This window comes from Kitasatospora sp. RG8 (assembly GCF_017813315.1).
Classification (GTDB): Bacteria; Actinomycetota; Actinomycetes; order Streptomycetales; family Streptomycetaceae; genus Kitasatospora.
The window spans coordinates 89,557-110,143 of sequence record NZ_JAGIYX010000025.1 but is presented as its reverse complement, the minus strand read 5'-3'; the positions used below and the strand labels follow the sequence as shown (position 1 = coordinate 110,143).

19 protein-coding genes and 1 riboswitch are annotated in these 20,587 nt (G+C 72.0%); of the genes, 9 read left to right on the top strand and 10 right to left on the bottom strand.

Annotated features, from left to right (window positions below):
• The first annotated feature begins 125 nt into the window (after nt 1-125).
• The gene (locus J5Y04_RS30045; protein ID WP_209415539.1) at nt 126-1,529 is read left to right on the top strand and encodes an MFS transporter; all 1,404 of its coding nucleotides are present in this window, start codon (nt 126-128) and stop codon (nt 1,527-1,529) included.
• A 102-nt stretch (nt 1,530-1,631) separates the two neighbouring features.
• Here J5Y04_RS30045 and J5Y04_RS30040 read toward each other — a convergent pair whose 3' ends face one another.
• The 3 genes from J5Y04_RS30040 to hisC form a co-directional block, all read right to left on the bottom strand.
• Nucleotides 1,632-2,246, bottom strand: a complete 615-nt coding sequence (locus J5Y04_RS30040) for a hypothetical protein (RefSeq protein WP_209415538.1) — start codon at nt 2,244-2,246, stop codon at nt 1,632-1,634.
• A 53-nt stretch (nt 2,247-2,299) separates the two neighbouring features.
• Nucleotides 2,300-2,914 (bottom strand): hypothetical protein, encoded by a 615-nt coding sequence (locus tag J5Y04_RS30035; RefSeq protein ID WP_209415537.1) that lies wholly within the window; start codon nt 2,912-2,914, stop codon nt 2,300-2,302.
• A gap of 370 nt (nt 2,915-3,284) precedes the next feature.
• On the bottom strand, nt 3,285-4,367 hold the full coding sequence (hisC, locus tag J5Y04_RS30030) for a histidinol-phosphate transaminase (RefSeq protein ID WP_209415536.1): 1,083 nt from the start codon (nt 4,365-4,367) through the stop codon (nt 3,285-3,287).
• 376 nt (nt 4,368-4,743) lie between these two features.
• Between hisC and J5Y04_RS30025 the strand changes: the two genes are divergently transcribed.
• The 3 genes from J5Y04_RS30025 to J5Y04_RS30015 all read left to right on the top strand — a co-directional run bounded on the left by J5Y04_RS30025 (nt 4,744) and on the right by J5Y04_RS30015 (nt 8,538).
• A complete protein-coding gene (locus J5Y04_RS30025) occupies nt 4,744-5,901 on the top strand; it encodes a LacI family DNA-binding transcriptional regulator (RefSeq protein WP_209415535.1) in 1,158 nt (385 codons plus the stop codon).
• A 236-nt stretch (nt 5,902-6,137) separates the two neighbouring features.
• Nucleotides 6,138-7,409 (top strand): metallophosphoesterase, encoded by a 1,272-nt coding sequence (locus tag J5Y04_RS30020; RefSeq protein ID WP_305852877.1) that lies wholly within the window; start codon nt 6,138-6,140, stop codon nt 7,407-7,409.
• A gap of 187 nt (nt 7,410-7,596) precedes the next feature.
• Nucleotides 7,597-8,538, top strand: a complete 942-nt coding sequence (locus tag J5Y04_RS30015; protein WP_209415534.1) for a hypothetical protein — start codon at nt 7,597-7,599, stop codon at nt 8,536-8,538.
• 139 nt (nt 8,539-8,677) lie between these two features.
• Here the strand turns inward: J5Y04_RS30015 and J5Y04_RS30010 are convergent, their stop codons facing one another.
• Nucleotides 8,678-8,974, bottom strand: coding sequence for a putative quinol monooxygenase (locus J5Y04_RS30010; RefSeq protein WP_209415533.1), 297 nt, complete (start codon nt 8,972-8,974; stop codon nt 8,678-8,680).
• A gap of 117 nt (nt 8,975-9,091) precedes the next feature.
• Complete coding sequence (locus tag J5Y04_RS30005) at nt 9,092-10,024, bottom strand: LysR family transcriptional regulator (RefSeq protein WP_209415532.1); 933 nt, start codon at nt 10,022-10,024, stop codon at nt 9,092-9,094.
• Between the two features lie 128 nt (nt 10,025-10,152).
• Between J5Y04_RS30005 and J5Y04_RS30000 the strand changes: the two genes are divergently transcribed.
• Nucleotides 10,153-10,551 carry a VOC family protein gene (locus J5Y04_RS30000; RefSeq protein ID WP_209415586.1) on the top strand — a complete coding sequence of 133 codons (399 nt, stop codon included), beginning with the start codon at nt 10,153-10,155 and terminating at the stop codon, nt 10,549-10,551.
• Between the two features lie 511 nt (nt 10,552-11,062).
• Here J5Y04_RS30000 and J5Y04_RS29995 read toward each other — a convergent pair.
• The 4 genes from J5Y04_RS29995 to J5Y04_RS29980 form a co-directional block, all read right to left on the bottom strand.
• Nucleotides 11,063-12,295 carry a c-type cytochrome biogenesis protein gene (locus J5Y04_RS29995; protein WP_209415531.1) on the bottom strand — a complete coding sequence of 411 codons (1,233 nt, stop codon included), beginning with the start codon at nt 12,293-12,295 and terminating at the stop codon, nt 11,063-11,065.
• A gap of 36 nt (nt 12,296-12,331) precedes the next feature.
• The gene (locus tag J5Y04_RS29990; protein ID WP_209415530.1) at nt 12,332-13,258 is read right to left on the bottom strand and encodes a hypothetical protein; all 927 of its coding nucleotides are present in this window, start codon (nt 13,256-13,258) and stop codon (nt 12,332-12,334) included.
• A gap of 124 nt (nt 13,259-13,382) precedes the next feature.
• Nucleotides 13,383-13,544 carry a hypothetical protein gene (locus tag J5Y04_RS29985; protein ID WP_209415529.1) on the bottom strand — a complete coding sequence of 54 codons (162 nt, stop codon included), beginning with the start codon at nt 13,542-13,544 and terminating at the stop codon, nt 13,383-13,385.
• 335 nt (nt 13,545-13,879) lie between these two features.
• Nucleotides 13,880-14,338, bottom strand: coding sequence for an ATP-binding protein (locus J5Y04_RS29980; protein ID WP_209415528.1), 459 nt, complete (start codon nt 14,336-14,338; stop codon nt 13,880-13,882).
• Nucleotides 14,339-14,537: 199 nt separating this feature from the next.
• On the opposite strand from J5Y04_RS29980, the gene J5Y04_RS29975 reads away from it, so the two are divergent.
• Nucleotides 14,538-15,893 (top strand): tetratricopeptide repeat protein, encoded by a 1,356-nt coding sequence (locus J5Y04_RS29975; RefSeq protein ID WP_209415527.1) that lies wholly within the window; start codon nt 14,538-14,540, stop codon nt 15,891-15,893.
• A gap of 30 nt (nt 15,894-15,923) precedes the next feature.
• Nucleotides 15,924-16,424: an NUDIX domain-containing protein gene (locus J5Y04_RS29970; RefSeq protein WP_307853373.1), complete on the top strand. Its 501-nt coding sequence runs from the start codon at nt 15,924-15,926 to the stop codon at nt 16,422-16,424.
• A 92-nt stretch (nt 16,425-16,516) separates the two neighbouring features.
• Here the strand turns inward: J5Y04_RS29970 and thiC are convergent, their stop codons facing one another.
• Nucleotides 16,517-18,343 (bottom strand): phosphomethylpyrimidine synthase ThiC, encoded by a 1,827-nt coding sequence (thiC, locus tag J5Y04_RS29965; protein ID WP_209415526.1) that lies wholly within the window; start codon nt 18,341-18,343, stop codon nt 16,517-16,519.
• Nucleotides 18,338-18,472: riboswitch (TPP riboswitch) on the bottom strand. It overlaps the preceding gene by 6 nt.
• 158 nt (nt 18,473-18,630) lie before the next feature.
• Between thiC and J5Y04_RS29960 the strand changes: the two genes are divergently transcribed.
• Both J5Y04_RS29960 and J5Y04_RS29955 read left to right on the top strand, forming a co-directional pair.
• Nucleotides 18,631-18,837, top strand: a complete 207-nt coding sequence (locus J5Y04_RS29960; RefSeq protein WP_209415525.1) for a hypothetical protein — start codon at nt 18,631-18,633, stop codon at nt 18,835-18,837.
• A 124-nt stretch (nt 18,838-18,961) separates the two neighbouring features.
• Nucleotides 18,962-20,422 (top strand): flotillin family protein, encoded by a 1,461-nt coding sequence (locus tag J5Y04_RS29955; RefSeq protein ID WP_209415524.1) that lies wholly within the window; start codon nt 18,962-18,964, stop codon nt 20,420-20,422.
• The last annotated feature ends 165 nt before the right edge of the window (nt 20,423-20,587 follow it).

The following is a 20,587-nucleotide window of genomic DNA, read 5'->3' as shown; positions in this document are numbered from 1 at the left end:
GCCGGGCCCCGCCGAGCCTGTCCCTGTCAGTGCCACCCTTCGCGGGGGTCTGGGTAGGCCCCGCGAAGCCGCGCAGGCTGCTGCCGTACCCGGAGGAACCCCCACCGTCGAAAGGCAGCGGAGCCATGACCGCCACCCTGTCCGAAGCACCACCCGCCGTGAGGGCGGCCGGCATGACCGGCCGGCAGCGCCTCGTCCTGGTCGTCCTGCTGGCCGCCCAGTTCATGCTGGCCGTGGACTTCTCGATCCTGAACGTCGCCCTGCCGGTGATCGGCCAGGGCCTCGGCTTCACGCTCGGCGGCCTGCAGTGGATCGCCACGTCCTTTGCTCTCTTCGCCGCCGGCTTCACCCTGCTGTTCGGACGGGTGGCCGACCTGGTCGGGCGGCGGAGGGTCTTCCTGCTCGGCCTGGCCGTGCTCGCCGTCGCCTCGCTGGCGGGCGGCCTGGCCACCAGCCCGGAACTGCTGCTCGCCGCGCGGGTCGCCCAGGGGCTGGCCACCGCCGCCGTCACCCCGGCCGGGCTGGCGCTGCTCACCACGGCCTTCCCCGAGGGTCCGCTGCGCGAGCGGGCGCTGGGCCTGAACGGCGCGCTGATGTCGGCCGGCTTCACCTCGGGGGCCGTCCTCGGCGGGCTGCTCACCGACCTGCTCAGCTGGCGCTGGGCGTTCCTCGTCAACGTGCCCGTCGCGCTGACCGTGCTGCTGGTCGCGCCCCGGCTGATCGCCGAGAGCCGGCCCAAGGTGCGGACCCGGATGGACGTGCCGGGCGCGGTCACCGTCACGGGCGGCCTGCTCGCCCTGGTCTACGGCCTGACGACGGCCGGCGAGCACGGCTGGGGCGACCCTCTGGCGCTCGGGGCGCTCGCCGTGGCGGCGCTGCTGCTGACGGCGTTCTGGTTCGTCGAGCGGTCCGCCGCCGCCCCGCTGGTGCCGGTCCGGGTGCTGCGGCGGCGCACGGTGGTCTGGGGCAACGCAGCCGGGCTGCTGGCCTTCGCCACCGAGACCTCGCTGGTCTTCCTGCTGACCCTCTACCTCCAGCGGGTGCTCGGCTTCTCCGCGCTGGCCACCGGTCTGGCCTTCGGCGTGCTGGGCGCGGGCACGGTGCTGGGCGGCGTCCTCGCACCCCGGGTGATCGGCGGGCTCGGCAGCCGGGGCGCGCTGCTGGCCGGCTTCCTCGTCCAGGCGGCCGCGACGGCGGCGCTCGTCCTGCTGGGGGCCGACCGGGCCTGGCTCGGCCTGCTGCTGGCGGCGACCTTCGTCGGCGGGGTGGGCAACATGCTGGCGATCGTCGGCTTCATGGTGACCGCCACCTCGGGCCTGCCGGACGAGGAGCAGGGCCTGGCCACCGGCGTCGCCACGATGACCCAGCAGGTCGGCATCACCCTGGGCACCCCGGTGATGAGCGCGGTCGCCACCACGGCGGCCGCGGGGGGCACCGTGCTCACCGGCGTCACCTGGGCCGTCGCCGTCAACGCCGCCCTGGTGCTGCTGGCCGCGCTCGCCTCGGCGCTCTTCCTGCGGCGCGGGTGAGGCGCCCGCAGGGCGACGGATGGGAAGTCGACGGAGTGGGAAGTCGGACCGGCCGACCTCCCACTCCGTCTGCCGTGACCCGCGCTACGGCGTGACCCCGTACTACGGCGTGACGACCTGCTTCACGAGACCCACCTCGACGATGTTGGTGATCCTGCCGGAACCGTCCAGCACGATCTCGTGGGTGCCGCGGTCGTAGCAGGGCTCGGTGTCGGGGGCCGACGTGTGGTTGAGGCAGAAGTCGGTGTGCGCCGCGAACTGTGCGAGCGGGACGGCGTGCAGCATGTTGTTGAGGTCGCTCAGCTTGGCGGTGGCGCCGGGCGCGAAGGTGTAGGTCTTCTCCTCGCCCGCGTCGATCCAACCGCCCGTCGGCTTGCCGCAGAGGTAGGTGGTGTCCTTGGCGTGGACGGTGGTGGCGGTGGCCGCCTTGGACAGGTTCACCATGCGGTGGTTGGACGGGATGCCGGGCGGCAGGCAGCCGCCGGTCGCGCCGTCGGTGGGCTTGCCGGCCGAACTCGCGGCGGCGGGCGAGGTGGGCGCGGCACCGGTGGGCTTGCCGGTCGCGGTGGCGCCGCCGGTCGGCGCGGGCGCGGCGGTGTTGGCCGGGGTGGGTCCGGCGGCGGTGGTGGCCGGCTCCGGGTCGCCCGGGCCGCAGGCGGTCAGGGTGACGGCGGCGGCAGCGGCGGCGACGGCCAGGAGGGCTCTGCGAGAGGACACGGTCGATCCTTGGGGCGAGTGGTCGGGGAGCGGGGACGGGGCGGACCGGACGGTCACCCGGTGTGGACCTCGGTGATCGCGGTGATCTTGCCGGAGGCGTCCAGGGCCAGGTCGTAATCGGTCCCCGGGTCGCACGGGGAGGCCGCGTCGTTGACGTGGTTCACGCAGTGCGTGGTGTGGTCGGCCAGCTGGGCCAGCGAGACCGGCTTCTGGCCGTCCAGCGTGGTCAGCGCCGCCTTGGCGCCGGGCGCGAAGGTGTAGGTCTTGTCGTCGCCCTTCGGCCACCAGCCGCGGTCGGGCATCTGGCAGGTGAACTCGCCGTCCTTGGCGACCACCGCCGTGGCCGTGGTGGCCTTGGTGAGGACGACCACCTTGTGTCCGGCCGGGACGGGCTTCATCTCACCGGGCTTGCAGTCGGCGCCGGCCTGGCCGGCCCCCGCCGTCGCACCGCCGGAGGGCTTGCCGGTCGCGGCGGCACTCGTGGCGGGCGCGGCACCGGTGGGCTTGCCGGTCGCGGTGGCGCCGCCGGTCGGCGCGGGCGCGGCGGTGTTGGCCGGGGTGGGTCCGGCGGCGGTGGTGGCCGGCTCCGGGTTGTCCGGGCCGCAGGCGGTCAGGGTGACGGCGGCGGCAGCGGCGACGACGGCCAGAAGAACATGACGAGAAGACATGATGATGGTTCCCCCGTTTGGCGGGCGGCCGGACGGCCACCCGGGCTGACGGTCGCACACATTAGCGACTCAACAGACCCCACCGCCCCTGGAGCATCACCTGATACCGGATCAGGACAGCATCCGGACACGACGGCGCCGGACCGGCACCGGACGGCGCCCTGCCGCCACAAGCCGGAACAAGGACGGAACGAGAGCGGCGCGGGGGCCGCGCGGCACGACGGCGCGGGGGCGGCACGGAGGCGGCACGACTCGACGGAACAGGGACGGCAGGGACGGCCCGACCGCGGACGCCGCAGGGGGCGCCACGGGACGACGAAGGGGCGCACCGTCGAACGGTGCGCCCCTTCGTGAAACCGTGCGGGCCGGGTCAGCCCTCGATCGTCTTGCGGAAGGCCTCGGCCACCGCGAGGAAGATCGAGTTGCCCTCGGCCTCGCCGATCGAGATCCGGACGCCCTCGGGGAACGGGCGGACGATCACGCCGGCCTCGGCGCACGCGGCGGCGAACTCCTGGGAGCGCTCGCCGAGCGCCAGCCAGACGAAGTTGGCCTGCGAGTCCGGGATCTCCCAGCCCTGGGCGCGCAGCCCGGCGACCACCCGGGTCCGCTCCTCGACCAGCGCCTCGACCCTGACCATCAGGGCCTCCTCGGCCCGCAGCGAGGCGACGGCGGCGTCCTGGGCGAGCTGGGTGACGCCGAACGGCACCGCGGTCTTGCGCAGCGCGGTGGCCACCGGCTCGTGCGCGATCGCGAAGCCGACCCGCAGGCCCGCGAGGCCGTACGCCTTGGAGAAGGTGCGCAGCACGCACACGTTCGGGCGGTCGCGGTAGAGCTCGATGCCGTTGGGGACCTCGGGGTCGCGGATGAACTCGATGTACGCCTCGTCGACGACCACCAGGACGTCGGCGGGGACGGCGTCGATGAAGCGCTCCAGCTCGGCGCGGTGGATCACGTTGCCGGTGGGGTTGTTGGGGTTGCAGACGAAGATCAGCCGGGTCCGGTCGGTGACGGCCGCCAGCATCGCGTCCAGGTCGTGGTCACCGCCCGCGGTGAGCGGCACCGGGACCGGGGTCGCGCCGGCGACCTGGGTGATGATCGGGTAGGCCTCGAAGGAGCGCCAGGCGAAGATCACCTCGTCGCCCGGGCCGGCGGTGGCGAGGATCAGCGACTGGGCGACGCCGACCGAGCCGGTGCCGGTGGCGATGTGCTCGGCCGGGACGCCGAAGCGCTGCGCCAGCTCGGCGGTCAGCCCGGTGACCGCCATGTCCGGGTACCGGTTGAACGAGCCGGCCGCCTTCACCGCCGCGTCGAGCACGCCGGGCAGCGGCTCGTACGGGTTCTCGTTGGAGGACAGCTTGTAGGCGTCGGCGCCGGCCGGCTTGCCGGGCTTGTAGGTGGGGATGCCATCCAGGGTCGGCCTCAGCCGGGGCCCCTGCGGTGCCGTTCCACTCACGGTCCTGCTCCTTCTCTTCCACTCGGTCGAGCTCGCGGCCCTCTCGCCGCTTCGAGCTGCCTCCGGTGCGTCCGCGCCCGGCTCGGACGGGATCGCCGTCGTACCCGGGAACTCGCGACGCACCCGGACCACCCCGGTCGGGTGCCCTGAACGATACCGACCGCCGCTCACCCGTAGGAGTGAGATGCCCGGTCGGGTGACGGGCGCAGATCAGCCATTCTGCCGGGTTCCTTTGGCACATGTCAGAGGTAAGACGGCTGGTTTCGTGCGGGTATCGAAGGGGCGCACACGGGCTCACTCATGGAGAAACGTATCTCCAAGGCCCCCCGATGCGCCGGTCACAGACCCTTGTCAGGAGCCATACGATCGGTCCGCCATGACAGCAGCAGCCAACCAGAGCGGTCGGCGACCCACCACCTCACGGCGTCTGGAGCGGGCCGGCATCCGGGATGTGGCAGCAGCCGCAGGAGTGTCGATCACCACCGTCTCCGACGCGCTGAACGGTAAGGGCCGCCTGCCCGACGAGACCAGAAGCCGCGTGCGCGAGGTCGCCGAGCGCCTCGGCTACCGCCCCTCGGCCGCCGCCCGCACCCTGCGCACCGGGCGCTCGGGCCTGATCGGACTGACCGTCACCACCTACGGCGAGGAGCCGTTCACCTTCACCGAGTTCGCGTACTTCGCCGAGATGGCCCGCGCCGCCACCAGTGCCGCCCTCGGCCGCGGCTACGCACTGGTGGTGCTGCCCGCCTCCTCCCGGCACGACGTCTGGGGCAACATCGCCCTCGACGGCACCGTGGTGATCGACCCGCCCGACCAGGACCCGCTGGTCAGCGAGCTGTACCGGTCCGGCGTCCCGGTGGTCAGCGACGGCAAGCCCGGGAACTGCCCGGTCACCGCCTGGGTCGACAACGACCACGAGGCCGCCGTGCTCGGCATCCTCGACCACCTCTCCGAGGCCGGCGCCCGCCGGATCGGCCTGCTCACCGGCACCAGCACCGACACCTACACCCGGCTCTCCACCGAGGCCTACCTCGGCTGGTGCGCCAAGGTCGGCCAGGAGCCGGTCTACGAGGCCTACCCCGCGCACGACCCGGCCGCCGGCGCCGTCGCCGCCGACCGGCTGCTGGCCCGGCCCGACCGGCCCGACGCCGTCTACGGGCTCTTCGACCCCAACGGCACCGACCTGCTCGCCGCCGCCCGCCGGTACGGCCTGCGGGTACCGGACGACCTGCTGCTGGTCTGCTGCAGCGAGAGCGACGTGTACGCGGCCACCGAGCCGCCGATCACCACGCTCTCGCTCAAGCCCCGGCGGATCGGCACCACCGTCGTCAACCTGCTCATCGACGCCATCGAGGGGGTGGACTCCGGGACGGGCGTCGACATCGCCCGGCTCTTCCCGCCGCGGTTCCGCACCGCCGGCAACGGCCCGCCGCCCGGCACCCTGATGCCCACCGAGCTGATCGTCCGCGCCTCCTCCCAGCGCCGGAGCCCGCGCACCACGGTCAGCCCGCCGCGCCCGCCGGGCGAGGTGTAGGTGCGCCGCGGGCCCTGGTGGGCGTGCCCCGGGCCCGCGTGCGGGTGTCCCGGACCCGCCCGGGGTGCACGCCGGGGCGGGCCGCCCGTACCCCGCGCCGTGACGGGCCCAACGGGGGTCTAGACCATACCCAGCCGGGACAAATCGGACCTGACGGACCACCTGGCTGACGCTCCGGAGGATTGGATACCCACCAGGTGACGACGCCGGGAGAGTGGTCTTCCTATGATGGGCGAATGACACCCGAGGACCGCTTCCCCGGGCCTGAACACCCGGACTCAGGCCCCCGCCACCAGCCGGACCTCGACGTGCTGCCCTACGGCACCTACTACGAACCGGAGCCGGCCGGGTACGCCGAGGCGGCGTACGAGTCCGAGACGTACAGCGGCTACGGCGGCGCCCGGTACCTCGAACAGCACTGGCCGGCCACCGGACACCCGCACGACGGCCACACCCAGCACGACGGCCACACCCAGCAGGGCGCCCACGCGCAGCAGGACCACCACGTCCAGCACGACCACCACGACCCGCAGGGCGCCCACGGCCCGCAGGCCGCACACCCCGGGTACGAGCCGACGCTCCCCGACATGCCCTCGCCCGCGCACCAGGTCGACGACCCGCCGACCATCGAGCTCGGCCCCCCGCTCCCCGAGCCCGGCCTGCCGTACCACCCGTACCCCGCGCCCGCCCCGAACGAGCCGCCCGGCCCGCTCTACGTCGTCGGCGACGTGCACGGCTACCTCGACGAGCTGCTCGCCGAGCTGCGCCACCAGGGCCTGATCGACGCCGACGGCCACTGGTCCGCCGGCCGTTCCCGGATCTGGTTCCTCGGCGACTTCACCGACCGCGGCCCCGACGGCATCGGCGTCATCGACCTGGTCATGCAGCTCGCCGCCGAGGCCGCCGCCGCCGGCGGCTACTGCCGGGCCCTGATGGGCAATCACGAACTGCTCTTCCTCGGCGCCGCCCGGTACGGCGACGAGCCCGTCCAGTCCACCGCCGGCACCGCCTCCTTCCTCGCCGCCTGGCGGCTCAACGGCGGACAGCAGCACGACCTGGACCGGCTGGAGGCGCACCACGTCAGCTGGCTCTCCCGGCTCCCCGCCATCGCGCTGGAGGACGGCCACCTGCTGCTGCACTCCGACACCACCGCGTACCTGGAGTACGGCGAGTCCATCGCCGAGGTCAACGACGCCGTCCACGACCTGCTCGCCGACGAGGGCGTGGACGAGTGGTGGGACTGCTTCCGCCGGTTCACCAAGCGCTTCGCCTTCCGCGGCGACGGCGGACCGACCGCCGTCCACGAGCTGCTCGACACCTACGGCGGCTCGCGCGTCGTGCACGGTCACAGCCCCATCCCGTACCTCACCGGCGCGGTGCACGCGGACGACGGCGCGCCGCCGCACATCCCCGGCCCGTACATCTACGCGGACGACCTCGCGGTGGCGATGGACGGCGGCGTCACCATGGAGGGACGCCTGCTCGTGGCCCGACTGCCCGTCAACTGAACACCCGTTCCCGGCGCTCGCCCCGGGCCGCACGCGCGGCCCGGGGCGCGAAATTCCGGAAAGTTACTGTCAGCGCGACCGCACCCGCCCCTACCATCGAGGCACACCACACCCGGCCGCCCGTGTGGCGGACCGTCTCCGTGCCCGCACCAGCGCACCCCGCGGGCCCGAGCGAACCGGGTTCCGCATGAACGGGGTCCCCATGAACAACGCCCCGCACCTGCTCGCCGAGGACCGCCCGGACTTCGAGCGCATCCTCGACGACGCACTGCGTGACGGCACCATCCTGACCGCCCTGCGCACGCCCGGCGCCCTCACCGGCGACCAGCTGCGCATCCAGGCCCTGCGCGCCGCCGACGGCGTCGCGGCCGCGGCCGCCACCGAGTACGAGCACTACCTCCGGCTGCGCGAGAGCCTGCGCAGCACACCCCCGGCCGCCCACGACGGCGAACCCGGCGCACCCGGGCTGCTGACCCAGCTGCGCTCCGGGAGCGGCGGCGCCGGGCTCTTCCCGGTCCTCACCGTCCTCACCCCGATCCTCGCCTGGGCCGCCGCACTCGTCCTGCTGCTCCTCGGGTACGTCCTGCGCGCCGCCGACCCCGAGCCGGCCCTGGCCCGCTCGCTGCTGACGGCCGGCTGGGTCGCCCTGGCCGCCGGAGTGGTCGCGATGGTGGTGGGCATCGTCGGGCTGATCCTCACCGCCCTGCGCGACGGGTCCACCGTGCCGGCCCCGGCCGGGGCCGATCCGGACCTCGCGGCCGAGCTGGCCGACGCCCGCCGCGAGTGGCAGCGCGCGCTGCGCGACCGGGCGCTGCTGCCGTACCTGCACGCCGCCCTGCGCGCCGAGCCGGCACCACCGACGCCCGCCGCCGTCCCCGCACAGGCCGGGGATCCGGCCCGGCCCGACGCACGCCGGCCCGACACACCCGGGCCCGACGCGCCCCGGCCCGAGTACAGCAGCCCGGACTTCAGCAGCCCCGGGTACACCGGGCCGGGCTTCAGCAGCCCCGGTGCCGAGGGCCTCACCGACCCCGAGGGCCGGGAGCCGCGCACCGCCACCTTCACGACCCCGGACTTCACCGGCCCCGGCTACACCGGCCCGGCCTTCACCAGCCCGGACGACGTCTGACCCCGGCCCGGCCCGGCACCGCCGCGGAGGGCCCGCGCCCTCCGCGGCCGGGTCGCGGCGCAGCTCGCCCCGGCGCGGCTCACCCCGACGCGGCTCGCCCCGGCGCGGCTCACTCCGGCGCGGCTCGCCCCGGCGCGGCTCACTCCGCTGCGGTCAGCACCTTCACCTCGGGCGGGCCGTCGAGCAGTTCCGCCGTCCGCTCCAGGGAGCGGGCCAGGTGCGGGCTGGCCAGGTGCGCCTCGAAGGCCTCCCTCGACTCCCACTCCTCCAGCACCACCCAGGCCCGCGGGTCGTCCGGGTCCACGTAGTTGCGGTACGAGAGGCAGCCCGGCTCCGCCAGGCTGGGCTCGACCATGGACCGGGCCTGCGCCCGCATCTCCTCCTCGCGCCCCGCCCTGGCCCGCAGCACCGCGACGGCCGTGATCCGCTGAGACATCCCGTCCCCCTTCGTCCCCGTTGTCCCTCGTCGTCGACGCCCCTCGGCCCCGACGTCCCCCGTCCGAACGTGCCGGCCCGCGAGGATCTTCCCCGGCCGGCTCCTCCCCGGCCCGCGCTAGCTGTACTCGGCCGCCGCGGCATCCTCCGTCGCGGCATCCTCCGTGGCGGCGGCCTCCGTGGCCGCGCGGACGAACGCGCGGAGCCGCTCGGTGGTGTTGCTCTCCCGCCAGACCAGCCCCCGCACGATCGGCAGCGCGTCGTGGATCGGCACGTAGACGAGGTCGGGCCGGGGGTAGTAGCGCCGTGAGTGCTCGCCGACCGGCAGCACGCCCCGGCCCAGGGCGACGAGGGTGAGCATCTCCGAGAAGGTGTTGCCCACCGGCCCCTTCGGCACCGGCCGGCCGGACGGTGTGAGGTCGGGTGTCCGGTCCCGCTTGAACCCGGCCGAGGTCACCTCCGGGTACTGCACCACCGCGTGGTCGCCGAGGACCTCGGCCGAGACCTGTTCCTCCCGTGCCAGCGGGTGCCCGGCGGACACCGCCAGGACCCGCCGCTCCGAGAGCAGCACCGGCCCGCAGACCAGGCCGTCGCCCTCGAACGGGTAGGCGGCGATGAGCAGGTCGACCGAGCCGTCCAGCAGGCTCGGGCGGGAGTTGAAGAGCTGCACCTCGCGCACCTCGACCCGGCAGCCCGGGTGACGCTCCCCGAACAGCCGGACGGCCTTGAGCAGCAGTGGTGCGGTCCACTCGCCGAGGAAGGCGACCCGCAGCTCCCCGCTCACCCCGCGGCCCGCCTCCACCGCCCGCCGCACCGACTCCCCGATCCCGGCCACCAACGGCGCCAGGTCGTCCGCCAGCCGCAGCCCGATCGCGGTCGGCCGGACGGACCGGCTGGTACGTTCGAACAGCCGGGCGCCGACCCGGCGCTCCAGCTTTCCGATCACCTGGCTGATCCGCCCGGTGGTGACGCCCAGCCGCTCGGCGGTCCGGCCGAAGTGCAGTTCCTCGGCGAGCGTCAGGAAGGCCTCGATCTCGTGCCGCTCCCACATGCCCCGACATCCGATCGTTGAGTCCGACTCAACGATCTTATTGCAGAACGACGTTGATGACTCCCCCCGAACAGCGGATCGTGGAGGACGTCACCAGGAACCACCACTCCACCTCCCGGGAGCCCAGCATGGCCGCCGTCCGCATCAAGGCCTTCGACCACCTCGTCCTCAACGTCCAGGATGTCGAGCGCTCGCTGGAGTTCTACACCGGCCCGCTCGGCCTGGAGCCGGTCCGGGTCGACGAGTGGCGGGCCGGGAAGGTCTCCTTCCCCTCGGTCCGGGTCAACGCGGAGACCATCATCGACCTGTTCTCCCGCCCCCGCGGCGAGTCCAACGTCGACCACATCTGCCTCACCGTCGAGCCCCTGGACTGGCAGGAGGTCATCGACTCGGGCGTCTTCACCGTCCTCGACGGCCCCGGCCCCCGCTACGGCGCCCGCGGCACCGGCTCCTCGCTCTACGTCCAGGACCCGGACGGCAACACCGTCGAGCTCCGCTGGTACGCCGAGGACGCGGACGACCAGTAGGAAGGCTCAGTAGGGGAGCAGCACCGAGGTGTCCGAGGACGAAGCCGAACGGATGCGGGATGTGGACCGTCTCCCCGAAATCGGCCTCCTCCCGCAGCCGGTACCGCCCGGCCTCGGGCTCGCCGAACAGCGTGACGCTCTTCCGGGTGGCATCCACCAGCAGGTACAGGGGATCCCCATCAGCGGATAGTCGCGGAGCTTGCCCACCCAGTCGTTCTCGGGGTTCCAGGGCGAGACGATCTCGACGGCGATGTGTCCGGCGCGGATGCGGGCTTGTTCGGTCTGCCAGGTGCGGCGGGCTCCGCGCAGGGTGCCGAGGGTGGTGGAGTAGCGGCGCAGGCTCCGTACCGGCGCACACGGCGTCTCGCCGGAGGCGAAAAGCCCCCGCCCCGCAAACGCCTGGCGAGGCTGCGGGGCGGGGGTCGAGCCCGCCGGAGGGGGATGCCAGCGGGGGACGAGGGCGGTCAGGGGTATGTCCGCCGCCCGTTGAGTGGCGGTTGACCAGGCGCGGTTACGCCGGAACCGGGGGAAGGTCCGTAAGGGCGCGCTTGGCCTGGTCCCGCGCGCGGAAGCCGAGGCTGATGAGGGTGATGCCCTCCCCTGTGCCGAGGGGCGTCCGGCCGTGCGGCGTGAGCGCTCCGTCGAAGACGACAGCGGTGCCCACTCCAAGGTCGCATTCGAGGTAGCCGGCGGCGCTGATGAAAACGGTGGTGCTGGCCTTGTCCGCTTCGATGGGGCAGGTGCGCTTGAGGCAGATGATCAAATTGGCCTCGCCGAACCCGGCCTCGTCCACGTGGAAGTCGAGGGACTGCCCTTCCGTGTAGCCGATGTAGACACCGGTGTGCGGCTGCTCGACGTCCAGGCCGGTGGAGCGGGCCACGAGCGCGGCAAGGTCGACCTGGGTGGCGAAGTGGTTCGCGGCGTCGCCGACGGCCGCGTTGCGCTTGCCGTTGTGTCGGTAGCCGTCGGCGCTGAGGGCCCTCTCGGCTTCCGCCGCCATGACGGTGATCAGATCGGCGGGGAACGGCTGGTCCCACAGATGGCGGGGCTGCACTCGCTGGTGCACGGCGAGGCTCCGCACCGCGTCCCGGACGACATCGAGGTCGTCGTGCCACCGGGTCGGGTCGCCCACGGTGGTGCGGGCCTGGAGCCAAGCCGTCCACCGACGGCTCCACTCCTCGGGTGCCACGACGACCGGCGCTGACACGGGGGTGCTGCCGATCAGCGCGTCGACCCGGTTGAGCGCGGCTTGCGTGGACTCGACCAATTCGGTGCTCCCCTTGGCGATCCGCAGCCGCAGCGCCTCTTGCAGGTGCGCACGGGCACCAGCGAGGTCGCCGCGCTCCATGAGGTGCTTGCCGAAGTGCTGGAGCGTGAAGTCGAGGAGTTCCCGGCACCTGTCCCGCGCGGTGTCCAGGGCGCTGCGGTAGAACGTCTCCGCAGTCTCGACGTCACCGGCATAGCGGTGGGCGTCGCCGAAGTTGAGTTCCGTGGCGACGACGGCCCGGACGTTCCCGCTGGCGATGGCGAGTTCGAGTGACCGGCGAAGGAACGTGTGGGCCTCGCCGTGGTCCCCCAGGCTCATCTGGGCGATGCCGATCCACCGGGTCAGGACGCGGGTCCGGTCGGGTTCGGGCCCGGTGGACAACTCCTCCCGGAGCCGGGCCACCGCGGCGATCAGCTCGGCCCGGTCGGTGGGGACCATCCGCAGGTCTTCGTCTTGCGTGATGAGGTTCTGGAGCACTGGGCCTTCCCTCGTTCGGTTGCGGTCAGCCTGGCACTACAGCTGGTCGATCTGCTGGCGCAGGCCGGTCAGCAGGTCCACCCCGTGCGGGGTGAAGTGCCCACCCAGGAGTTCGAGTTCGCGCATGAGGTAACGGGCGGCCGGCAGCCCCTCGTCGTAGGCGCTCTGGAAGCTCGCGCGCTCGTTGGCGGTCAGGTCGTCGCAGTCCAGCTCGGTGCGGCGGAACCGCAACAACTGGTTGTAGACACAGATCGCGTGGAAGGCGCGGTCGATCTCCCACGCCTGGTTGCGCGCGACACCCTGTCCGGCTCGCCACGCGATTTCGATCTTGGGGGAGGTCTCGGACGAGTACCCGTCGGCGAAGACCTGATGCTGATGGATGTGCAGGGCGATCGACTGGTGCGTTCCCTCGTGCAGCAGGTTCTCCGCGAGGAAGAAGGGGGACGGCGCCGTGCTGACGGTGTTCGGCGGGATGTGGTGTCGGGCCTTGTCGGAGAACACGATGACGTACGGGAGCGCCGGGTCACTGGAACTGGTCAGTGAGGAGGTGCGGACGCCGGGCTTGAGGCCCACCCAGAGCATGCCACGGACGAACTCGCGCATGCGCTCGAAGCCCTCGGGGTGGACCAGTGACAGGCGGTCCAGCGCGGCCGTCAGCGTCGTGCGCCGCTCGTCGGTGTGCTCCACGATCCGGTAGTTCACCAGGTTCACGTCGGCGGCGATCTCGCGGGGCAACTCGGCGTCGAACCAGTCGAAGGCGGCCCCGGCCACCGTCAGCTGCTCGCTGCGCAGGGCGCGGGCGTGCTCCGCGTAGCGGGTGCCCGACCGCAGGATGCGGCCCATCAGCGCGAACGGGAGGGCCCACTCGGCTCCTGTCTCTCGGAGCTGGGCCAACTCCGGGTCACTGCGTGTGAGGTCGAAGAAGGAACCGGACGGAACGCGGGCGGAAATCGTGGTCGACACGGTGGACTCTCCTTGGACGGAATGTGCAGAAGGCAGGGAAGGAGGAGAGCAGGCCGACTCGGTTGTGCACACCGAGCCGACCCGCCAGGCCGCCCAACGAGGCGGCGTCACTTCAGGGCCGAGATCAGCTCGCGGTCACGGGCGCGAAGTCGCCGTCCGGGACCATGTGGTCCAGCCGCCGCGTCAGGGCGGTGACCTCCGGCGCGAAGTCGCCGTCCGGGACCGAGTGGTCCAGCCGCCGCGTCAGGGCGGTGACCTCCGGAGCCCGCTTGGTGTCGCTGCTCATGTGCTTCTCCCATCGAATTTGCTCTGTTCGCCCGGAGATGGACGGGCAGTCGCGCAGGGTGGTGCAGCCCAGCCGGCCGGAAGCGTCCTTCCGACGGGCCGGGGGTTCGTGAGCGCCCTGGGGCGCGGATAGTCAGGCCGACGGTTCGCGGTCTGGAGCGGATTGGGCAGTCTGCGCCGAGCCGAGGTGATCAGGGTCCAACTGGTGTGCAGCGGAGACGCCGAGGACGAGCACGGTGATCACGTGCCCGAGTGCCCAGAGGCCGGCCAGTACCGCTCCGACCGGATCACGGTGCTCGCCTCGGTGACAGCCCCGCGCCGTGCTGAATTCGGCAGTCACGGCTTCACCGTCCGCAACTCGAACCAGACCCATTTCCCGAATGGCGCCCAGGCCAGTCCCCACCGAGAGGACAAGGCGTCTACCAGCCCCAGGCCGTACCCGGACTGCGCCTCGGGTGCAGGAACCGTGCGGCGCGGCACCTCGCTGGAGGAGTCCCGGACCCCAACCCGCACGGACTCCCGCTGCCGTGTTACGGAGATGGCGATCTTCGTGCAGCCCGTGCGTTTGGCTGCGTTCGCCACCAGCTCGGTCACCAGCGGCGCGGCCGTATCGTCCAACTCGGTGAGCGACCAGGCGGCCAGAGCGATGCGAACCAACTCGCGTCTCGCCCCAGCAGATTGAGGGACGCACGGTAGTTCCATCAGGCAGCCGAGATCGTCAGGCCGTACTGCCGGGACCTCGATGGGCACGGCGCCCGAGCTGCCGGCCGGCGTTGCGATGACGCTTACGGACATGCGGGCCTCCAATCTGCGAGCGAGTCAGGAACGGGCGGCCGTCAACCGGCATGTACGACCGGGCCGAACCAGCCGCACCCGGCGGCCCAGGCCGTCGGGGGTTCCCTCGTTCAGTGAACCCGTAGAGCACTACGATCGGTATGCCTGCCTGCACGTAGAGTGGTTTACGCGGTTTACAGCGCCAGCCGGGGGATTGATCTTGGATACGCGCAAAGATCCCAACAGCCGCCTCAAAGAGGCGATTTCAACCACAGCTTGGACCTACGAGGCGCTCGCCAACGCGGTGAAGCGGATCGGGGCAGAGAACGGCGAAGTCCTCCGGACCAACAAGTCCGCCGTGGCTCATTGGGTCAGCGGCAGGCAGCAGCCAGAGGGCCAAGTCGGCCAGTACGTCGCAGAAGCACTCTCCAGGCGGGCCGGACGCCGAATCACGCTGGCCGAGATCGGGTTCGCCGCTCCCGAGGAGTCCTTGGCCAGCAGCGCCGATCCGATCGAAGCGGCTGCGATCCTGGGTCGCGCGGACGTCGAGCGCCACAACTTCCTTGCCATCGCGGCGTTCACCACCGCTGGGGTCGCCGTGCCCCTCATCTACGACCCCGAGCCGATCTCTCGCCTAATGCGAGCCCGCACCACCACCGCGCGGGTCGGTGTCGAAGAGATCGAGGTGGTCCGGCAGATCACGGCGGTGTTCAGCGTGGCGGACGAGCGGCTGGGCGGAGGGCACGGCCTGACCACCGTGACCGCCTACCTCGCTGATACGGCAGCCCCCATGCTCCACAGCCGCTTCCCGGACGAGGACACCCGAAGGCAGGCCTTCGGAGCCGTGGCCGAGCTTGCCTACCTGGCTGGATGGAAGAACCACGACCTGGGCCGAGAAGGCGCCGCCCAGCACTACTACCGCGTCGGCTACCAACTCGCCGTCGAGGCTGACCCGCACGGTCACGCGGGCTGGATGATGCGCGCACTTGCCCACCAGGCACTCAGCCTCAAACAGCCGCAGCACTGTGCAGCGCTGATCGAAAACGCCCTGGCCCGCAGCCTTGGCCGCGTGGACGGGCAGACCGAGGCGCTTCTCCACATCACCCATGCAAGGGCGTTCGCCGCCACCCGTGACAAGCCGGCTGCGGCCCGAGCACTACTTGCAGCAGAGGACGCTCTCACCCGGCATGGCGACCCACAGCCGACCTTCTCACTCGTCAGCGGGCCGGCCGCCGGCACCGTCGCCAGCCACACCGCCCGGACCCTCACGGACCTGGAAGACCACACCGGGACCGAACAGCAGCACCGCGCCGCGCTGATCCGCTGGGACGCCGAGAAGTACAAGCGGGTCCACGCCCTCACCTACGCCGACCTGGGGGACAGCCTCGCGGCGCAAGCCCGAGCCGATGAAGCCGTGTCTACCTGGGGACGCGCTATCGACCTCATGGAGGGCATGGCCTCGGACCGAACCAGAAAGGCGATCGGGTCGATTCGCCCCCAGTTAGCGATCTACCGTAGACGCGGAGTCCCAGGAGCGACTGACCTGGAACGCCGCGCACGCGAGGCACTGACCTAACAGCCGCACCGCCGGAAGGGACCGAAGTACGTGGCCCAGACAACCGCCGACCAGTCCACCGCGCTCAAGCCCGCCACGGAGTCGATGACACTGCTGGTTGCCGCCGTGATCGTCCATGACCGCGAGACGCAGCGGGTGGCCCTCTTGCGACGCGGCCCCAAGGCAAAGTTCGCGCAAGGCATGTGGGACCTGCCCGTCGGCAAGAGCGAGCCCGGCGAACCCATCACCCAGACCGCCGTGCGCGAGCTCAACGAGGAAACCGGTCTCGTAGTCGCACCTGATGACTTGCAGCTGGTGCACGTCATCCACGGCGCCCGAGGCGTCGAGGCCCCCAACGGCTTCCTGACCGTGGTGTTCGTCGCGCACGAGTGGTCGGGAAGCCTGAGCAATGGAGAGCCCGAGAAGCACTCGGAGGTCTCATGGGTCAGCACCGACGCCATTCCCCGGGAGTTCGTGTCAACCACGGGGGCAGCCCTTATCAGCTACCTCCATGACGGCCCTAGCGTCTCACTCGATTCTTGGCGAGAGTAGGCGGCCACCAGCCGACGGCATCAACCGGGGCACCGCGCCGCGCCGGGAAGCCCCCTCCTGCCTCCCGGTGCGGCGCGGCGCGTGCGGTGCTCTCAGTCCGCCAGCGGCAGGTAGACCCGGTTGCCCTGGGCCGCGAACTCCTCCGACTTGGCCTGCATCCCGGCCAGCGCCTCGGCGTCGTAGCCGGCGGCGGCCGAGGTGACGGCCGTCGATCCGTCGCCGTGCTCGTCGCGGATCTGCTGGGAGATCTTCATCGAGCAGAACTTCGGACCGCACATGGAACAGAAGTGGGCGGTCTTGGCGGGTTCGGCGGGGAGGGTCTCGTCGTGGAAGGCGCGGGCCGTCTCCGGGTCGAGGGCCAGGTTGAACTGGTCCTCCCAGCGGAACTCGAAGCGGGCGTCGGAGAGGGCGTCGTCCCACTCGCTCGCGCCGGGGTGGCCCTTGGCGAGGTCGGCCGCGTGGGCGGCGATCTTGTAGGTGATGACGCCGGTCTTCACGTCGTCCCGGTTGGGCAGGCCCAGGTGCTCCTTGGGCGTGACGTAGCAGAGCATCGCGGTGCCCCACCAGGCGATCATCGCCGCGCCGATGCCGGAGGTGATGTGGTCGTACCCGGGCGCGACGTCGGTGGTGAGCGGGCCCAGGGTGTAGAAGGGGGCCTCGTCGCAGATCTCCTTCTGGAGATCCATGTTCTCCTTGATCTTGTTCATCGCGACGTGGCCGGGGCCCTCGATCATCACCTGGACGTCGCGGTCGCGGGCGATCCGGCCGAGCTCGCCCAGCGTCTGGAGCTCGGCGAACTGCGCCTCGTCGTTGGCGTCGGCGGTGGAGCCGGGGCGCAGGCCGTCGCCGAGCGAGAAGGTGACGTCGTAGCCCGCGAGGATGTCGCAGAGCTCCTCGAAGTTGGTGTAGAGGAAGTTCTCCTGGTGGTGCGCCAGGCACCAGGCGGCCATGATCGAGCCGCCGCGGGAGACGATGCCGGTCTTGCGGCGAGCGGTGAGCGGCACGTAGCGCAGCAGCACGCCGGCGTGGACGGTCATGTAGTCGACGCCCTGCTCGCACTGCTCGATGACGGTGTCGCGGTAGACGTCCCAGCTGAGTTCCTCGGCCTTGCCGTCGACCTTCTCCAGCGCCTGGTAGAGCGGCACGGTGCCGATCGGCACGGGGGAGTTGCGCAGGATCCACTCGCGGGTGGTGTGGATGTTGCGGCCGGTGGAGAGGTCCATGACGGTGTCGGCGCCCCAGCGGGTGGCCCAGGTCATCTTCTCCACCTCCTCCTCGATCGAGGAGGTGACGGCGGAGTTGCCGATGTTGGCGTTGATCTTCACCAGGAAGTTGGTGCCGATGACGGCCGGCTCCACCTCGGGGTGGTTCACGTTGACCGGGATGACGGCGCGGCCGCGGGCCACCTCGGCGCGGACGAACTCCGGGGCGAGGCCCTCGCGCAGGGCCACGAACTCCATCTCCGGGGTCACGATGCCGCGCTTGGCGTAGGCGAGCTGGGTGACGGCGGCGCCGTCGCGGCCGCGCAGCGGGCGGCGGGGGCGGCCGGGGAAGACGGCGTCGAGGTTGCGCAGGTTCCCGCCGCGCGGCGAGGTGTGCTTGATCCCGTCGTCCTCGGGGCGGGCCTCGCGGCCGTCGTACTCCTCGACGTCGCCGCGCTGGCGGATCCAGGAGTCGCGCAGCGCGGGCAGCCCGCGCCGGACGTCGGGTTCGTACGACGGGTCGGTGTACGGGCCGGAGGTGTCGTACAGCGGGACGCTCTTGCCGTTGGTGAGCACGACCTCGCGGTACGGCACGCGCAGGTCGGGGCGGGACCCGTCGCGGTACGCCTTGCGCCAGGCCGGGGTCGGGTAGCCGGTGCCCGCGCTGCTGACGGCGGGGTTCTGGGCAGACTGCGGCTGTGCGTCGAACGTGGTCATCAGACCTCTACTCCCTACGCCGGCATTACCCGGTCAGGTTCCTGCGGTCGACGCAGCGGTCGGCACGTCCAGCGACGTACCGGTCAGCGTCCTCTCAGCCCGGTGCTCCGAGCTCCCGTGTCCGCAGGCGGTGTTGCCTGCGCATGACGTCCAACACCGTAGCGAGCGGATCGCCGCTGGTCCAGAGGGGGTCCACGGCCGGGCGATTCCGGCCGCGGGGCCACCGCCGGGGCCCCGGCCGGGCAGACTGGCTGCACGCGGGGGGCGGGGCGACGAGGGAGGGCGTAGTGGTCGGGAGCACGGGCCGGGTGTCCGGGGCGGTCGGGGCGGGACTGGTCGGCGAGGTGATGGTGCACGTTCCGGAGCGCCAGGGGACGGAGGCGTTCCTCGCCTACCTGGCCGTGCCGGGTGACCGACTGCCGGTCGGGACGCCGGTGGTGGTGATCGAGTACCAGCCGCCCAGGACGGTCTACGTGGCCCCGGTGCTTCCCTGACGGGCCACGTCACCGCCGTGACGAGCTTGTGACAGTCCGTCATGTTCTCGCCCTTCTCTTCGGGTTGCACCGAGCGGACAATCCGAACCGGTGCATCTCATGCGCCGGAAGGGGGAGTTGAACCATGTTGTTCATCATCATCGGGGCGTCCGCCGCGGTGCTGCTGCTGGGCATCACACTCTTCAAACTCATGTGGCGGGTGGCCGAGCCCAACGAGGCGCTGATCATCTCGGGCTCCCGGCACAAGACCGAGGGGGTCGGTGACGGGCTGGGCTTCCGGATCGTCACCGGCCGGGGAACCTTCGTGACGCCGGGCCTGCAGGGCGTCCGCCGGCTGTCCCTGGACCTCAACGAGGCCGAGCTGGACGTCGAGTGCGTCACCACGCAGGGCATCCCGGTCCGGGTCAAGGGCGTGGTGATCTTCAAGATCGGCGACGACGACGTCTCCATCGCGAACGCCGCCCGGCGCTTCCTGGACCAGCAGAAGCTGATCAGCCAGCGCGTCCACAACGTCTTCGCCGGCCACCTGCGCTCGATCGTCGGCGGGCTCACCGTCGAGGACATGATCCGCGACCGCGAACGGCTCACCGGGGAGACCAGGGCCGCCTCGGGGCTGGAGATGGAGAAGCTCGGGCTGATCATCGACACCCTGCAGATCCAGGAGATCATCGACCCGACGGGCTACATCAAGAACCTCGCCATCCCGCATGCCGCCGCCGTCCAGCGGGACGCGCGGATCGCGCAGGCCGTGGCCGACCGGATGGCCACCGAGGCGGAGCAGGAGGCCGCCGCCCGCAAGGCCGAGGCGACGCGCGACAGCGCGATCCAGCAGTCCGCCTACCAGGCCGAGCGGGACACCGCCAACGCCCGTGCCCAGCAGGCCGGTCCGCTGGCCGAGGCGGCCTCGCGGCAGGAGGTGGTGGTCCAGGAGACCAGGGTCGCCGAGCTGGAGGCGCGCCGCAAGGAACAGCAGCTCCAGATCGACGTCCGCAAGCCGGCCGACGCCAAGGCCTACGAGACCCGGACCCGGGCCGAGGCCGACCGCGACGCCCGGATCTCCGCCGCGCAGGCGCAGGCCCGGGAGACCGAACTGAAGGCGGCGGCCGAGGCCAGCCAGGTCCGGGTCGCGGCCGAGGCGGAGGCCGACGCCACCAAGCTTCGCGGGCTGGCGTCCGCCGAGGCGACCCTGGCCACCGGCCGGGCCGAGGCCGCGTCCGCCGAGGCCCGCGGTCTGGCCGACGCGGCGGCGGCCAAGGCGATCGGGCTCGCCAAGGCCGAGGGGATCAAGGCCAGGGCGGAGGCCCTGACGGAGAACCCGGACTCGGTGGTGGCCCAGGAGCTGGCGGAGAAGTGGCCGGACATCGTGCTGGCCGCCTCGGAGTCCTTCGCCAACGTCGAGCACATGGTGCTGCTCAACGGTGCGGACGGCGTGGGGGAGTTGTTCACCAAGGCGCTCACGATGGGCGGGACCGGCCTCGGCCTGGCCCGGCAGATCATCGGCACCATGAGCGGGCAGGAGGAGCCGGCCCCGGCCGCCCCGGCGGCCGCCGCGGTACCCGTCCAGCAGATCCCGGTGGAGGACTGAGCACGTCTCCCAGGTGCCCGCCCGCCGCGACGGCGGGCGGGCACCCGTGCGTCACCGATCTTTATCAGCCAACCCAGTGACTGAAACGATCCCTCCTGGCACCATAATGCTCACAACTGCTCCGCAGAGACTCCCCCAGCGCCTCACCGCAACGGGTGGCGCCCG

Bases quoted from the DNA above. Each gene is read 5' to 3' on its own strand.
- J5Y04_RS30045 (WP_209415539.1), top strand. From the start codon at position 126: ATGACCGCCACCCTGTCCGAAGCACCACCCGCCGTGAGGGCGGCCGGC.
- J5Y04_RS30035 (WP_209415537.1), bottom strand. From the start codon at position 2,914: ATGTCTTCTCGTCATGTTCTTCTGGCCGTCGTCGCCGCTGCCGCCGCC.
- J5Y04_RS30025 (WP_209415535.1), top strand. From the start codon at position 4,744: ATGACAGCAGCAGCCAACCAGAGCGGTCGGCGACCCACCACCTCACGG.
- J5Y04_RS30020 (WP_305852877.1), top strand. From the start codon at position 6,138: ATGACACCCGAGGACCGCTTCCCCGGGCCTGAACACCCGGACTCAGGC.
- J5Y04_RS30015 (WP_209415534.1), top strand. From the start codon at position 7,597: ATGAACGGGGTCCCCATGAACAACGCCCCGCACCTGCTCGCCGAGGAC.
- J5Y04_RS30010 (WP_209415533.1), bottom strand. From the start codon at position 8,974: ATGTCTCAGCGGATCACGGCCGTCGCGGTGCTGCGGGCCAGGGCGGGG.
- J5Y04_RS30005 (WP_209415532.1), bottom strand. From the start codon at position 10,024: ATGTGGGAGCGGCACGAGATCGAGGCCTTCCTGACGCTCGCCGAGGAA.
- J5Y04_RS30000 (WP_209415586.1), top strand. From the start codon at position 10,153: ATGGCCGCCGTCCGCATCAAGGCCTTCGACCACCTCGTCCTCAACGTC.
- J5Y04_RS29985 (WP_209415529.1), bottom strand. From the start codon at position 13,544: ATGAGCAGCGACACCAAGCGGGCTCCGGAGGTCACCGCCCTGACGCGG.
- J5Y04_RS29980 (WP_209415528.1), bottom strand. From the start codon at position 14,338: ATGTCCGTAAGCGTCATCGCAACGCCGGCCGGCAGCTCGGGCGCCGTG.
- thiC (WP_209415526.1), bottom strand. From the start codon at position 18,343: ATGACCACGTTCGACGCACAGCCGCAGTCTGCCCAGAACCCCGCCGTC.
- J5Y04_RS29955 (WP_209415524.1), top strand. From the start codon at position 18,962: ATGTTGTTCATCATCATCGGGGCGTCCGCCGCGGTGCTGCTGCTGGGC.